The sequence below is a fragment of the Candidatus Margulisiibacteriota bacterium genome (assembly GCA_003242895.1).
GTDB lineage: Bacteria > Margulisbacteria > Riflemargulisbacteria > GWF2-39-127 > GWF2-39-127 > GWF2-39-127.
The window spans coordinates 24,472-40,542 of sequence record QKMY01000007.1 but is presented as its reverse complement, the minus strand read 5'-3'; the positions used below and the strand labels follow the sequence as shown (position 1 = coordinate 40,542).

Below are 16,071 nucleotides of genomic sequence, written 5' to 3'. Positions count from 1 at the left end.
ATTATCCATTAGGTTGTTTTAATTATGGAAAGTATCTTTTCAGGTTGGGTTATCTTGAGAAAATGCAGGACGTTTTAGTTGCTTTATTTTAGGATATTACAGCCTCAAAGTACGATAAGAAAATTTTTTTTCAGCATCTGTTTAGATAGCTGAACGATATTATCAATAAAGGAGTTATGGCTATGAAACCGTTAAATTTAAGATTTCGTGATAAATTACTTTTAGCAGTTATTCCGTTAATTATTATCTCACTAAGCACACTTGGTGCGGTAATGTATTATTCAACTTCAAAAATCATAGGCATTCAGCAAAAAGAATCTATGAATCAGTCGCTGTACAAAATAGCTGAAGAAATCGAACAATGGATGAAAAGTGTTGAACAGCAAAGCGAAGTGTACTCGATTACTGACGTACTAATTAATGCATGCAAAGGCATAGACACAGAAGGAGCGCAGCGTTCCCTGACAAAATACAACCGTATAATGAATATTTATGAAAACATATTTCTTGCTAACATGAACGGAAAAATTCTCATTGATTCCATAGGGGGGAAATCAGTGGGGCTAGAAATAGCTAAAATACCTTTTTATGAAAAGAATATTCAAAAAGCCAAAGAAGGGAAGCCATGGATTACTGATGTCGGTAAATCTCCAGCAACAGGAATGCCAATTGTCTTCATGTCAAGGCCTATATATATGGAGGGCTCACTTGCAGGAATACTTGGGACACCTGTTCAGCTTGAGACATTTTCAGATACATTTATATCAGGAATTAAGCTTGGAGAAACAGGGATTATCTATATTGTTGATAAAACAGGAACAACAATAGCTCATCCGAACAAGGAACAAATCTTTAAGCTCAACATTAGCGATTATGATTATGGCAAAAAAATCCTTACTCAGAAAAACGGAGAGCTGCATTATGAACTAGAAGGCAAGCAGATGGTTGCTTTCTTAAAACATATAGAAAAGAGAGACTGGATTGTTGTAGCTGCTATACCTGAAAATGAAATATACGCTACATTAAGCAAAGCAAAACAAATTTGTCTAGTTTCAGTCTTGGCCTTTATAATAATAACAACCATTATTATCTGGCTATTTTCTGAGAAACTAATCAAACCTATCAAAAAGACATCCAGTGTTCTCAAAGATCTGCTTGAAGGAGAACGTGATTTTAGCAGGAGAATAGAGAAGACAAGCAATGACGAATTTGGCGAAATGTGTCAGTACGTGAATAATTTTTTTGATTCAATGCAGAATATAATGAAGAATGTAAAATTACACGCAATAAAGGTGCAGGATTTTTCAAAGACTCTCGCACATATAGCCCAGGAAACTGCAAAGGGAATAAACCAGATTAGCACAGCGTTGGACGGAGTTGCAAAAGGGACATCTGACCAGACGACGAGTATCGGTGAAGCCATTTACAAAACAAGAACACTCCTCGATATGATCAACAACATCGCGAAGGGGGCACAAGAACAAAACGAAAATATCAGCAAGTCTATGGAAATCTCAAGGCAAAACAGCGATGCGATGTCACAAATAAATGAAACATCGACAAAACAACTAGATAGTGCTGATAAGGTAATGAATGTTTCTTCACAGATGACCAAGGCGGTGGACCAGATTGCATCTGATGCTTCCAGAGCGGCCGAGAACTCGAAACAGACAAGAGACATAGCTCTCAATGGAGAGAATATAGTGACTCAAACCGTTATCGGCATGGGCAGAATAAGTGAGAAAGTTCTATCAGCCGCAGACAAGATAAACGAACTGGGCAAGAATTCCACCAAAATAGGCGAAATTGTCAATGTTATTGATGATATCTCTGAACAGACCAACCTTCTGGCCCTCAATGCTGCTATTGAAGCTGCCCGGGCTGGCGACCATGGACGAGGATTTGCAGTCGTTGCCGATGAGGTAAGGAAGCTGGCAGAGAAATCTTCACGAGCTACCAAAGAGATCGCTACATTAATCAAAAGCATCCAGGAATCTACGGATATAGCAGTTATCTTTATGAAGGAGAGTACCGACGAAGTCCGTAGTGGGTCTGGTTTGGTTAATCAAGCAAAATCGGCACTTACCACTATTATTGATGCGGTCAAAGACACCGTTAATCAGATCGAAAATATATCCGCCTTTACCGAAGAAATGTCTGCATCTGCATGTGAAAATGTTGCAAACATGCACAAGCTCACACAACTAACCGAAATCACAGATGGAGCCGTAAAAGAAGTATCCGTTTCTTCCAATGTAATTTTTGACTCTTTTGCAGTAGTCAGCAAAGTAGCAAAACTGAACGTTTCAATCACAAACGATATGAAGCATGGAATGGACGAGTTTATTGGACTCATTAACGACATTAGCAATGTGGCTACTGATAATTCCTCATCAACACAGGAAATAACCGCCTCCTCAGAACAAATATCAGCATCAATTAATTCGCTTAAAGATTCTTCGGAGGAAATGGTTAATCTATCAAATGAACTCTACGATAACATAGCTCAGTTTAAACTCGACTAATTGCACAAAGGAGAATAAAATGATTAGCTCCAGGTTCAGTGTCCGTTCAAAATTATTGTCCTTCATTATTCCTACGATCCTAATCTCAATTTCAGTGGTATCAATCTTTTCATATACTATTGTCTCTTCAGCCATATTGAAACAACAACGGAATACGGCAGAACATATGATAAATAAGGTCCGGGAAGATCTAAGCCTCTGGATAGAAGACAAAAAACAACAAATAACTATATATTCTGAAACAGGAGTATTCCGGGATGCTTGTTTAGGTCAGCGCTTAAATGAAGCTAAAGAAAGACTTGAGAAATACATCGAAATACAGCCAATCTATGAAAATATTTTTATCGCCGACAAATCAGCGAAGATATTCGCAGATGCAATTGGCGGGAAAACAATCGGGATCGAAATCGATAAAATTCCCGAGTATAGAATAAATGTCGAAAAAACGCTGGAAGGAAAACTATGGATTGGAGACGTTCAAAAATCGCCTGCTACCGGCAAACCAATAACATTGATTACAGCTCCTATATATGCGAACAATGAAATTATTGGAATACTAGGAGCTCCTCTACAGCTGGAAATGTTTTCTGACGCATATGTCCGCAAAGTAATTGTAGGTAAAACCGGTTATATTATAATAACTGATAAAACTGGAAAAGCAATTACTCATAAAAAAAAGGATTATATTTTAAAGCTCAATATCTCTGACTATGATTTTGGCAAACGTATGCTAGCCCAAAAAAATGGGGAATTTAAGTATTCTTTTGATAACGTCAATAAAACAGGATATTTTGTAACCTTTGAAAAGCTTGGCTGGCTTATTCTCGCAAATATCCCGATAGAAGAAACTTATGAGGATATTAATAGAATAAAAAAGATAAATATATTTGCCGGAGTATTTTTTGTTGTGATTACTGCACTATTTATTCAGGGAATAACTTCCCATCTTATGAAGTCATTAGATATAAATATTAACGGCATAGCAAAAAATAGCCGGTTGATAGCATCTGCCAGTATTGAAACAGCGTCAACGAACAATCTTATGGCAGAAAACGCGAATAATCAGTCCTCTAAACTGGAAATGGCTGCGTCTGCTCTAACACAAATATCCTCAGTAACAAGGCAAACCGTAGCCCCTGCAAAACAGGCAGACAAATCTGCGATGCAAGCTCTCGATCTAGCCCAGCAAGGTCAGCATTCTATGCTGAATCTTGTTGCTGAAATGAACGAGATGAAGAACACTTCCACCGAAACGACAAAAATCGTCAAAACTATTGACAGCATTGCATTTCAGACAAATATTCTTGCGCTTAATGCTGCGGTCGAAGCTGCGAGAGCAGGTGAGGCCGGTAAAGGATTTGCTGTAGTCGCTGACGAAGTGAGAAATCTAGCTCTGCACAGTGCGGAGGCTGCAAGGAATACGGCATCGATGCTTGAAGGTGTAGTAATGAATGCAGAAAAAGGAGTTGCAGCATCAGCAGAGGTTGTATCTTGTTTTGATAATATTGTTTCTTCTATTACGGATTCTTCAAAGATGATTGCCCAGGTAGCACGTTCGAATGAAGAACAGGCTCAAGGCATAGAGCTAATAAATACTACAATAACCCAAATGAGTGAGGTTAATCATAATTATACATCGCACATTGTAAAAATGGCAGCTGCGAACGAGGAATACAATGCAAAGGCTCAAGAACTTCAGCAATCAGCAGAACAGTTAAAAGAAACTTTCTACGGTAGCTAAGCAGATGATAAAGAAAAAAGAAAGATTGCGGTTACTCTATTGCTTAATGTATATATAATTATACTAAATATTTAATATAATCAATACTTTCATGATTGCAGAATAATATTTGCTTGCTTTTGCAAACAACAATTAATCGAAGAAGGGAGAATAAATGATATAGAATTAAATATATTATGTTATCAATTAGTTGAAACCATACCAAAGGTTAGTAATTACAAAAGAGCATCTAATCTGGGTTTCCAGGTTAATTATTTTATATATGTTCGATTACAGGAGGAATACTATGGCTAAGATAGAGATTCATTCAATACCGGGAGTTATGAGTTCTGTTCATCACGTTGGGGATTATGCAACAGTTGATACATGGTCTAATTTTTATGGAGCATCATTAGAAGCATTTAAAGGATTAATTGACGCTCATATAGCCTTTACAAAGAAACAAAAAGTGTTAGCTGTTGTTGTTGATTCAACTTATGCCACAGGTGTAATGCCAAATGCGGTACAAAAATTCATTCAAGATGAAGTTTTTTTGAGATTTAGCAAAAGTGGAATTAAATTCTTTATTAACATAAAAGCTAAGAGTTCTTTAACTAAATTAGCTGTAGATTCTTTTTCAGTAAATGCTGGTCCGGCAGGCATTACATTAGGAGAATTTGCTGACGTAGATTCAGCAATTGCCTGGCTCAAGAAAAATTCTTAAAGTACAGCCATCTTAATAATATTCCTTTTTAAATACTCAACTCTTGATTAGAGAGTTGAGTATTTACTAGCATAGCAGGTCCTTACGCATAAGGGATAGCTTCGATTTCAATCAGTCTGCGTGAAGTCGTCGCCACCTCGGCATTATCAAGGGTGGTGTTCTTATCAGCATAACCAAATTCCACGTAAAAATATCCTAATTTCGGATATTTAGCCTTAAACACCGAAATAAATCCTTGTTTCTGCAACTCTTTTATTAGCTTTTGGATTGTCTTTTTATTGTTTCGCACGTCATTGGCGGTAAGAGGAATCTTTCTTATAATCTCATCATATGAAAGCACTGCCGATAGTCTATTCAACTTATCATAATTGCTATATCTGATAACCTCGTATAATCTTTGGGCGGTAGGATTAGATATAGTATTCATAAGCTTAACCGGTAACTCATAACTATAATCGTTCTTAACGTTATTTAGAAAAGATTCTGAAAAAGAAATAGCATAAACCCTGTCATCAAACAAAAGGTTATCTGTGTAGGATACATCCGTCAGTATTGTCATCAGATGAACATCCTGCAAAGAATATTCATTTTCGTCAACTTTTGATATATATTTATTATAAATATTGTATACCGTTGTCTTCAAACGATCTATGCTTTCAGTTATTCGTTTTAAGTCTTTGCCGCCCGTAGTAGTGTTATTATTATAAAGCTCCTTAGATATGCGATAAGCATTAATAAGAAAATAATCCTTAACTCTATAATATTCACGATATTTCAGGAGCACATTCAATACTTTATAATCAAAAGCTGTGGGCACATATTGATTGTTAGCAGCGATTACTTCTACCTGGATATTCTTTTCTTTATCAAAAACATAATTAATTTTTTTATATTTCTTTTTTTTGAAACTAAAAAAAGGTATATCCACAAAATTAGCATCTTTTTTTATATATTCGATCTTGGAAATGTCTACAGATTTTGGCTTTTCTTTCTCCGTTAGATCGTATGTAATTTCTTCTGTTTCTATTGTATTTATAAATTTATTAAATTCTTCAGACACAACAGGCTCCTTAATTAACCGGCATTATTCCTACAATATAAGATTAATAGAGAAAGGTCATATATTAAATATAAATGCATCGTATTGTAACACGTTGTATGGCTACACACTACTCCTGTTGTTCCGACAGCTCTTCTGCAGATGAATCATTTATACTTTTTCCGAGAGTAAAATAAAAAATAGCTCCCCTGCCTTCTGCTCCCTCTGCCCAAACCTCGCCTAAATGCTTCCTGATAATAGCATGCACAACAGTTAGCCCGACTCCGTAGCCTGTTTCACCGGTAGGATACCCACCAAGTTGATAAAAAGGACGGAATATCTGTTCTGCATACTTATTATCAAAACCAATACCATTGTCCCTGACATAATAGGTAGCTTTTCCATCTTTATAGATTCTACCGAATTCTATTTTATATGATTTTAGGACCGTATATTTCCAGGAATTGGATATAAGGTTTTTTAGCACTTCTGTTATAGCTTCTTTATTAATCCAGTCAACGAGATCAGGCTCGATAATAAACTCTCCCGTACGCTTCGGGTCTTTACTCTTATATTCATTTGCTATTGTTGTGAATACTCCGGACAAATCAGTTTCTTGCCTCGGATAAACATCTTTAAATACTCCCAGGAGAAATTTTATTGCACTTATCATATGTTCCATCCTTTTGGTTATATCCTGTACTCGGTCAGCATATAACCTGGCTTCCTGATCACCTTCGGACTTTTCGAGTAGTTCATTCAACATTCCAGCATACCCGCTAATGCCTCTTAGCGGGCTATAGAGATCATGCGACATACTATAAATAACAGATTCCAGCTCTTCATTAGTTGCTTGAATCTGTGCCGTACGTTCGATTGCCTTCTGTTCAAGAGTCCTGGTTAGCTCCTGTAACTTTTCTTCTGCCTTCTTACGCTCACGTACGTCAAATCCAATGCCTACCAGCCTGCCGTCCGGCAGTTGCCTATGTGCCATGCTAACGATTTTTTTTGTTCCATCTTTCGCTATCATCACAAAATCCCGAAATCCTGTTTCTGAAGAAAGAGCATACTCCTCAGCCATTTTCCGATATTCAGGATCAGGATATACGGCTTCCGGCAGATTCATATGCAGTACCTCCTCTTTCGTCCAGCCCAGAAGCTCTTCAGTATATTTGTTGATCTCAATCTGGGATATGACGGGATCAAAAATATTTATCATAACAGGAACACTATCAATTATTGTCTGTAGAAGTTCCCTCTCTCTATAGAGGGCATCTTCGACCTGCTTTAATCTTGTTAAATCAGTAAAGGTAATTATTACTCCGTCTATAGCTCCTCTCTGGTCTCTGATAGGCGCTGCACTTGAATGTATCCAGTATCTCTCATCAGTCCCGAAAACATGAACACTAGCTTCTCCTGTAACAGATTCTCCTTTGAGAGCTTTTTTAATAAACATATCATTAATAGATAGAGGATTACCCTGTGCTGTTTTTAACTCAACAATCCCTGCCATCCGTTCCTCGATTGGCAAGCTAAAAACAGCTTCATCATATCGAAGTATATTTCTGATCGCAGGATTCATTCGCTTTATTCTTCCCTCTGTATCATAGATAATCAGCCCATCTGCAATAGCTGAAAGTGCAGCGTCAAGCTCAATGGATTCCTGTTCTAACTGGCTGGCCCTTTGCTGAACCTGTGATTCCAACTCTCTGTTCAATTGAATAAGGCGGCTCTCAGAATGTTTCATTTCACTAAATGCAGCTGTCAATATTAAGCCGGCAATTGTATATATTGACAGAAATCCCTGTAATAATAGAGATTCAAGTGCGGGATCTCCACTTCCAAAAGGTCCGATTCTATTTATGGTGCCCCAGACAGACAACACAAAGTTTATTACGGAATACGTGACAACCCCTTCAATATTGAATTTAAAGGCACCCCAAAAAATAAAAAAGATCAACATATACTGAATTGGATAATAGGTGCTGTTCCATGAAAATATATTGGTAAAAACAACCAGTTCAAAAATTATTAGAGATATAACAAACAGTATGCAGTTTAATACATAAGGTATCGTAATCGTGGATTTGGAAAACCTTGCAAAGGTTAAGATAAAAGGCGCAAACAATATTGCACCGGTAAAGTCGCCAAGCCACCAACCTGCAAATGTTTTACAGAAAGCCGTTACCGGAAGGAAACCGCCTACTACGTTAGTAATAGCGCCGATGGTCGAGTTTATTAAGCAACTCAATAAGATAATTATTATAAATTTAAAAACATTTGAAATACTTCTAAATGGGAACGGCGTTTTGATAATCCTTACTATCAAATAAGCCCCCGCCGATGCCTGGATAGCTGCACCGGCACCAATAACAGCACTCGATAATAGTATTGGCGTTAAGTTGGTTATATGTAAGAGACTGTAATACAATGTAAATTCAGCAAAAAAACTGCCAAGAAATACACCTGCACATATTCCATAACCTCTCAGCAATACAGCTGCAAGTGCGATTCCTGTCGAGATCCATATTGGAGATGCAATTTCCTGCGGTTGAACTAAAAATAGCCCGACCCTTGCACCAATATAATAGAAGAGAGCTACTATTAGTGTATCAACAAAACTTAGTCTACCCATTTTAAGCTTAGCATCGTTATTTACCATGGTACGCATATTAGCAGGCGGCGGATTTCAAGCAACACAAAATATTTCCCATAATCACTTCTTTACCTAATAATTGATGCTATATAAGACATGCACGACTCTGAATCAACAGGCTCATGCATGTCTCTCATAATTTCTAATTTTAGGGGGACTTTATGAAGGGGAAATTATAAAATGGTCCGATGCGGAACTATAAATCTCTTGCAATCTCAAAAAAGTTTTTTATAAAGCGGATAACAATCAGCGTCGATGTCTTCAATGACGGTCGCAAGTTTTGCTTTTATATCGTCCATAGCTTTAAGATAGAATTGAGTTCCAAGATTACTCACAAAAAAATCGATTACCTTCTCAGCAGCTATTATACCAATTTGTTCATCATACTCTTTAGAAAAGAAACCCTGCACATCACTAATCAGTTTTCTTTTATTCTCCTCTGGTAATTTTATCTCCATTATAATTGGCCTTTCTAACCATAGTAAATCCTGATTTTAACAATATCCTGCAGGGTGCAACTATCAAACCCAGATAATTCTTTTCAAAATACTATTTTCCTGCGGTTTCAATTCCAACTAGTTCGATATCAAAAACCAACACGGAATTAGGTTCTATTTGCGGAGGTGCACCCCGGTCACCATAAGCCAGTTGTGACGGAATAGTAACTTCCCACTTGTCCCCCGGTTTCATAATTTGAAGGATTTCGGTCCAGCCAGGGATAACACCGTTTAGAGGAAAAGTAACCGGTTCGTTACGTTTGTATGAACTGTCGAATTCTTTCCCGTCAATTAATCGGCCGCTGTAATGCACTTTAACCGTGTCGGTAAGTTTAGGTGAAGCGCCTGTACCTGATTTGATAACTTTGTATTGAATGCCGCTGGAGAGTGTTTTTACACCTTCCTTGGATTTGTTTTGTTCGAGGTATTTCTGTCCGAGTTCCAGGTTTTTTTTGCCTGATTCCAGCATGTTTTTTTCCTGGGCGGCGCGTTGTTCTGTCTGGAATTCAGTCAAGATCTTAGCCATTTCCTCCTCGGTTATTTTTGTTTTGCCGGCAAAGGCATCTTGAATTCCTTTGGATATTATCTTTGGGTCCAAATCCAGTTTTTGTTTAGTAATCCCGGTACCGATACTCATTCCTATAGCGTAACTATATTTTTCCTTCGGGCTGTTTAAAGCTGCTTTTTTGTCTTTAATAGTGCAGCCGGTTGCAGTAACTAAGACTAGTGCTGCAGTAACAATCAATAATTTATTCATAGGTGTTCCTCCTTGGGTAATAAACAGATACTTTTGACAAGAAATTATTTTCTCGCGCACAATAGAATATCACAAAAGACTAATTTCTGTCACCCTTTAAACTCAAAAAAAGACACAGGATAAAGTTCTAGCCAAGTGAGGATACAATGTTTCGATGTTTCACAAGATGGGTAAACTAGTTTATAGAAAAAAGCTTACGCTAAGTATATACAACGAATAAAGCAGGAGAAAATCATGAATCATTATCCAAAAATCATCTCACTCCCACACACACCGGCACGAAATAAAATTCTCCTGACGGGCAGGCCTCCCATGCCAGAGAAATATGTAGCAATGGTTGCAGATGCTGCCCGCACTGGGTGGGGAGAAAAAGCTTATGATTATATCCAACAGTTTGAACAGGAATTTGCTCAATACGTCGGGGCAAAGCATGCGCTTGCCACATCCAGCTGCACAGGCGCTCTTCATCTTGCATTGCTGGCATTAGGCATTACTGAAGGCGATGAAGTAATTGTGCCGGAAATAACCTGGGTTGCCAGTGCGGATACTGTAAAGTATTGCGGCGCCGAACCAATTATGGCAGATATCTCAGAAGACACCTGGACAATTGATCCGGATTCTATTATTGAGAAAATAACACCGAAAACAAAGGCTATAGTCATTGTCGATAACTACGGAAATGTGTGTGATATGGCTGCCATAAGAGAAATCGCACGAAAACATAATTTATATATCCTTGAAGACGCGGCTACCGGGCTTGGTGCATCTTACAACGGTACAAAAGCAGGTATTCTCGGTGATATAGGGACATTCAGTTTCGAAGGATCAAAGATAATAACCACAGGTCAGGGAGGAATGCTGGTTACCAATAATACTTCTTTTTATGAAACAGCTAAAAAATTTGGAAATCATAATATGAATACCAATGAGCCTTATATTTTTGATGGAGTCGGCTATAAATATAAAATGCCGAACCTCGTTGCTCCTTTAGGATTGGCACAGCTTAGAGATATTGACAGCTTAGTTGCAAAAAAACGACAAATATTCGATTGGTACAATAATCAGCTCAGACATATTGAAGGAATACAACTGAATGTCGAAAAACCAGGAACCAGAAATGCTTTCTGGCTTACCTCTATAGTATTGAATAAAAATTTCGGGCTCCGCAGAGATGCGATAATTTCAGCGCTGCACTCTAAAAATATTATGATCAGACCTATGCATTACCCGATTTCCAGCATGCAAGGTTATATTCCTCAGAACAACCCTACTGCCCGGAAGGTATCTGCAAACGGCATTAATTTACCTTCAGGATTTGATATGACAGAAGATTCTGTCGGTTATGTTTGCGAAAAGTTACTCGAAGTAATACAGAGGAAATAAGAAAATGACACTCTCATTTAAACTTATTGCTACAGAAACAGAAACAGTAGGAGATAATCCCCAGTCCGTTCTTAGCTGTCAGCGTTTGTTGTCCAAATTACATAATGAAGATGATCCGTTTATCTGGCATCAAACATTTGCAAAGATTGATTCCATGCTATCAGAGAAGGATCGAGATCCGATAACTCTCGTAATTAGAGATTATCGTCACGGAGTGAGAAAACTCGCGATCAATGTACCCTCGGCTGATTTACTTCGGAAAGAACATGAAAACATTATTATTTCCTATATTGCACGCTATATAAACGACTTAATTCATACATATATTCCAACAAGTATATCTGTTGCACTCCCGGAGATATATCAAGCTCGTCTGTTGACCCGGATTAATAACAAATATAACCAGATTAATCTTATTGAAAACAAGCAAACACCAGGACATATAGTCGAATTTGTCCCATTGGAGACACTATCTCAAATTGTGCCTCAATCGCCCGCCTTTGATACCATCCATTCCTATGATCCCGGCGATGGGACCGCAATCGGGCTCGACATCGGCGGCACTAATACAAAATTAGTAGTAAAGAAAAACAATGAAATAGTTTCTTCAGAAACCATCCCAACTTTTAACGCTACTGGTGAGCCGGCGCCTCAGTTCATTGCAAGATTACTCAGAACAATAAAAAGGACCCTCGATACTGCAAAGTTTACACCGGCAGATTTGTCGGCAATTTGTATCAGTTGGTGTGGCGGCACGGACAGGAACAGAGCACTTCTGCTCAGCGGCGCTCTAAGTCACTATGAAGGAACACCAGACGAAAAGATGATCAACAATCTGGCTGCTTTAATAAAAGAACACTTCAACGTTCCGGTCGCAATCCTGGATGACACGGAAACGACAGGATTTTTTCTATCAACAAGACTAAAACCAAAGACATATTTCCACATAGAAGGCACAAGTTTAATGGGAGGATACATCGATGAAAATGGAACCCATCAGAACTACACGGCTATCGATAGCAGAATCGTAGTTGATACCTCGTCCAAGGCGCGCAATCACAGCTCAACGGGAACACCGGGCGTATATCAGCAATATTGTGCTTCAAGAGGTTTTGCCAATATACTTTTAGAAGTTCTGACTGCAAAAAATATTGATCTAAATAGTTTCGGGGAAATTACTAACAATACAGCCGGACCAATAATTCAAAAACTTTTAGACAGCAGTAATACTGATGAACGAGAAATAGCAGAAGCTGTAATTAGAATGCTAAGTGAATATACTGCTCGTTTTATAGCGTTAAGAAAAAGATCGTTCCCTTTCGAAAATGTATTCCTTGGCGGTCCGTTTGTCAGCGGGAAAATGGGTGAGCTGCGAATAAAATTTGTTCAGGAAATATTGCAGCATAGATATCAACTATCGTTAAATATAGAGGTAAACCCAGAGATTAACAACTCATATCTGACTGCGCTAAGCAGCGCCGAGTACGCAACCTGTTTACTCCAGAAACCAATCCGGGCTCAGAACGTCGTAGTTTTTTCAAGGGGAACTGCAAGCGGAGAAAAGCTTGTCGAAGATATTTTAGAAAGCAACCATAACCTTATATCTATAGCAATACCCAGGAAAGCAAAAGAATTCCAAGATTTTGTTCGTGCAAAGGGTATTCCTGTTCTTATATTTCCTGATCAGGATGATCCGTTATACACGCAGAAAGTCAATGAACTGCAAACAAAGCTTCACGAGCTAAACGCTGATGTTGGCATGATTATGCAATGGTCTCATAAAATGCCGTCAGCACTTTTCGATTCCTTCAAAAAAGGATTGGTTAATTACCATCCGAGCCCGCTGCCACAATATAGAGGGGCTAGCCCGCGTCAAGCACAGATACTCGCTGGCGAAAAGACCACTGCGCTTACCTGGCATGAAGTGAACTCTGCTTTTGATGCGGGCAATATAGTTAAACAAGTTCGGGATGTCCCAATAGATAAAAACGAAACCGCTTATCAAATGTTCCAGAGGATTTTGCCGATGGCAACTGCAGCAGCAGTATCCTATCTGGACGAAATTGGAAAAGGGACCGACCTACCAGTACCACAAATCGGCGAGCCTACTAAATTTTCCTGGCGAAAAAAGAAAAGCGAACAAGAGCCTCTCATTGATATTGGGATTAATAATCAAAAACAAATAAACTGGCGCGACCTATCAGCGGATGAGATTATTACTGGAGTTAGGGTATTTAAAAATTTTTTACCAGAAGCCTTTACAACCTATGAAGGCAAAAGAATAATGATAGAAAATGCACGAAAGCTAGATATAGAGAATAATTCTCATCATGATTCCAGCCCCGGGCAGATTATAGGAATATCTCAGCAAGGATCAGTGACAGTCAGAACAAGAGATGGTTATGTCGAATTGTATTTAAGCAATAGTCATCCTGACAATCAAATATCAGCGGATGACCTTCAGGTTGGGAAGAATTTTGAAAGTTCTTCTGCGCTACCTACGTTATCGATGAACGAGGTAAACAACTTATATGTTAAAGCAGAAAAAGTTTTTAGCGAAGGGATTAATGACGTAACAAACTTTCTGCTTAATGATTTGTTTGGACTAGACCCGGATTACCTTCGCCAGTATAAAACTTTTCAGTTAAATAACGTACCAATCAACGAAAATAATAAAAATTTCATAACCGGTCTTTTCGGCTTAGATATTAAATTGCCTTGGGGATCACCAAAAGAATTAGGCAAAGAAACTTCGGCAACATTACTAACGTATGCAGGCTGTCCGATATCGTTAACACTTAAAAATGATGATACCGGATACAATCGAGGAGTCTGGTTACATAAATTGAACAGCATACCTCTCGATAACCCTATCGTAGACTTTGTTTTAAAAAAAGCTGAAGAAATAATAAAAAAACATGATTTACGATTTATTGAAAATCCTTTTGATCAGTTAGATCCTTTGGATGACAGCATCAATAGGTTATTTGGTTTGAAAGGATTTTTTTATTCCCTAAGATTATACTCCCCCTGGCTTGATGTTTACTATCAGACATTTGCTGACCTGATGGGAAAAACTGCAGTTGGTTCTATGAAAAAAGAACAGGAATTTCTGCAAATATCCAATGTAGACATAGAGCCATTAGTTGGCGCTATTTTTGACGTAATAAGCCATGACAACAACGTGCTTGTTTTTAATGGAGAATCCGGCCTGCAAACAGTCAATGCTTCCAGGAGACAGCTGAATGTGGATACTGTATGTTTTTCAGCACTTTCCTCAGCAGTTACTAAAATGAATTGCCTGGCAAACGAATGTTCACCCGGACGTATTTATGAGCAAAAAAACCTATCCGGCTTAGGTCAGTATGAGTATATTATTTATAACGGGTTGCGGCCGATGTCTCAATCTGACTATCCTGCGGGAGTGACTGTGATCCCTGATGAAAGAACTACCGACTGGAATGGGGAAATATTGCAAAACTTGCTAAAGACTGCAAAATCACATCTGGGAAGGAATGGGAAATTACTAATTATACTGAGCAGGCAATCTGATAATTATCTGAATAAGCAAGCTATAGAAGAAAATTACCAGTGTAGGTTATTGAAGTCAAACAGTTCAGGCATAACGCTATTTGAGTTGAGTATGCAAATACCTGATACGAATGAATTTCCTTTATTACCGGCTAACCACAGTTCGGAAATAATAAAGGAATTATCCGGTGGCTCATACGCCTCAACAGTGCTGGTTGGCAGTGAAAACGGCTTAATTGTCAGAAAAACTGCTACCGGGCCAGGATATAAAAAACTCGTTGAAGAAATTAACTGGATAGGCAGTTTATCAAAGGAATCTTCCCGGTACTTTCCTCAAATATTGAAGCATGAGATTTCCCCTGAACAGGCGATGTACGAAATGCCATACTGGGGGAAGAGCATCTGCCGGCTTATCATTGATGGAGAGCTGAGTTCAGAACTAGCTGTATCCGCTATCGAACAAATAGTAAATCAAATGAATAACAGTCTATATAATAGAGTGAGTTCTAATGAGGTCGGTGATTATGTCGATCGGTTCCACGTGAATAAAGTTAGGGAAAGAATTGAGGAAACAAAAACAAAAAGCGAAAATCTAGCTCAACTTATTTCACAGCCGGCACTCTCAATTAATGGCAGGGAATATTATAACATATCGCATTATCTGGACTTAATACAGCAGAATGAACATATCAGAATGCTTTTAACTCCGCCTTGTATGGTAGATGTCCATGGCGACTTTCATTTTGATAACATTTTGCTCGATCCTTCTCGGCTACCCGATCAGTATCAGGACCTTAACTTTATGCTGATAGATCCCAGAGGCATGAAAGAGGGAAATGATTTGGCCTATGAAATGGCTAAACTATTACATAGTTCCGTAGGTCTCTATGACTACGGGCATTATTTTGATGATAATATTCAAATTAAAATAGACAGCAGCGGAAAAGTGCCTGATGTTACTTTTTATCCCTTACTGCACGATACTGTAACCAGAAAATACATAGGTATTTTCGATCAAATGCACAAATACCTGGAAAAAGATTCTCTATTCAAGGGAATAGGGGTCGGAGATTCATGGAGATGCCGGGTCTTGTTTCAGCTTGCTAACGTATATGCGTCACTCGTACCCTTCCATATTAACAAAGACATCGGAGATAAACGAGGTATATTCTATTATCTTATGGCGATCAAAGCATATGACAATGCGCTCAAAGCAGCTAACTTGCAATAATCGTATCT

Annotated in this window: 9 protein-coding genes; 5 read left to right on the top strand and 4 right to left on the bottom strand. The window is 38.3% G+C overall.

From position 1 onward, the window contains the following. The first annotated feature begins 176 nt into the window (after window positions 1–176). From DKM50_00875 to DKM50_00865, 3 genes are all read left to right on the top strand, one after another. Window positions 177–2,525 carry a hypothetical protein gene (locus DKM50_00875; GenBank protein ID PZM83969.1) on the top strand — a complete coding sequence of 783 codons (2,349 nt, stop codon included), beginning with the start codon at window positions 177–179 and terminating at the stop codon, window positions 2,523–2,525. A 19-nt stretch (window positions 2,526–2,544) separates the two neighbouring features. Further along, on the top strand, window positions 2,545–4,266 hold the full coding sequence (locus DKM50_00870) for a hypothetical protein (protein ID PZM83968.1): 1,722 nt from the start codon (window positions 2,545–2,547) through the stop codon (window positions 4,264–4,266). A gap of 286 nt (window positions 4,267–4,552) precedes the next feature. Then, complete coding sequence (locus tag DKM50_00865; protein PZM83967.1) at window positions 4,553–4,969, top strand: hypothetical protein; 417 nt, start codon at window positions 4,553–4,555, stop codon at window positions 4,967–4,969. A gap of 82 nt (window positions 4,970–5,051) precedes the next feature. Here DKM50_00865 and DKM50_00860 read toward each other — a convergent pair whose 3' ends face one another. The 4 genes from DKM50_00860 to DKM50_00845 all read right to left on the bottom strand — a co-directional run bounded on the left by DKM50_00860 (window position 5,052) and on the right by DKM50_00845 (window position 9,918). Then, window positions 5,052–6,044, bottom strand: coding sequence for a hypothetical protein (locus DKM50_00860; GenBank protein ID PZM83966.1), 993 nt, complete (start codon window positions 6,042–6,044; stop codon window positions 5,052–5,054). 94 nt (window positions 6,045–6,138) lie between these two features. Then, window positions 6,139–8,679, bottom strand: coding sequence for a hypothetical protein (locus DKM50_00855; GenBank protein ID PZM83965.1), 2,541 nt, complete (start codon window positions 8,677–8,679; stop codon window positions 6,139–6,141). A gap of 200 nt (window positions 8,680–8,879) precedes the next feature. Continuing rightward, window positions 8,880–9,122, bottom strand: coding sequence for a DUF2164 domain-containing protein (locus DKM50_00850; protein PZM83964.1), 243 nt, complete (start codon window positions 9,120–9,122; stop codon window positions 8,880–8,882). Window positions 9,123–9,213: 91 nt separating this feature from the next. After that, complete coding sequence (locus DKM50_00845; GenBank protein PZM83963.1) at window positions 9,214–9,918, bottom strand: hypothetical protein; 705 nt, start codon at window positions 9,916–9,918, stop codon at window positions 9,214–9,216. A gap of 234 nt (window positions 9,919–10,152) precedes the next feature. Between DKM50_00845 and DKM50_00840 the strand changes: the two genes are divergently transcribed. Together DKM50_00840 and DKM50_00835 are read left to right on the top strand one after the other, a co-directional pair. Continuing rightward, window positions 10,153–11,301 (top strand): hypothetical protein, encoded by a 1,149-nt coding sequence (locus tag DKM50_00840; protein ID PZM83962.1) that lies wholly within the window; start codon window positions 10,153–10,155, stop codon window positions 11,299–11,301. A gap of 4 nt (window positions 11,302–11,305) precedes the next feature. Then, a complete protein-coding gene (locus DKM50_00835) occupies window positions 11,306–16,063 on the top strand; it encodes a hypothetical protein (GenBank protein ID PZM83961.1) in 4,758 nt (1,585 codons plus the stop codon). The last annotated feature ends 8 nt before the right edge of the window (window positions 16,064–16,071 follow it).

Excerpts from the sequence above, each read along its gene's own strand:
- DKM50_00875 (PZM83969.1), top strand. The coding sequence starts at position 177 with ATGGCTATGAAACCGTTAAATTTAAGATTTCGTGATAAATTACTTTTA.
- DKM50_00870 (PZM83968.1), top strand. The coding sequence starts at position 2,545 with ATGATTAGCTCCAGGTTCAGTGTCCGTTCAAAATTATTGTCCTTCATT.
- DKM50_00865 (PZM83967.1), top strand. The coding sequence starts at position 4,553 with ATGGCTAAGATAGAGATTCATTCAATACCGGGAGTTATGAGTTCTGTT.
- DKM50_00855 (PZM83965.1), bottom strand. The coding sequence starts at position 8,679 with ATGCGTACCATGGTAAATAACGATGCTAAGCTTAAAATGGGTAGACTA.
- DKM50_00850 (PZM83964.1), bottom strand. The coding sequence starts at position 9,122 with ATGGAGATAAAATTACCAGAGGAGAATAAAAGAAAACTGATTAGTGAT.
- DKM50_00845 (PZM83963.1), bottom strand. The coding sequence starts at position 9,918 with ATGAATAAATTATTGATTGTTACTGCAGCACTAGTCTTAGTTACTGCA.
- DKM50_00840 (PZM83962.1), top strand. The coding sequence starts at position 10,153 with ATGAATCATTATCCAAAAATCATCTCACTCCCACACACACCGGCACGA.
- DKM50_00835 (PZM83961.1), top strand. The coding sequence starts at position 11,306 with ATGACACTCTCATTTAAACTTATTGCTACAGAAACAGAAACAGTAGGA.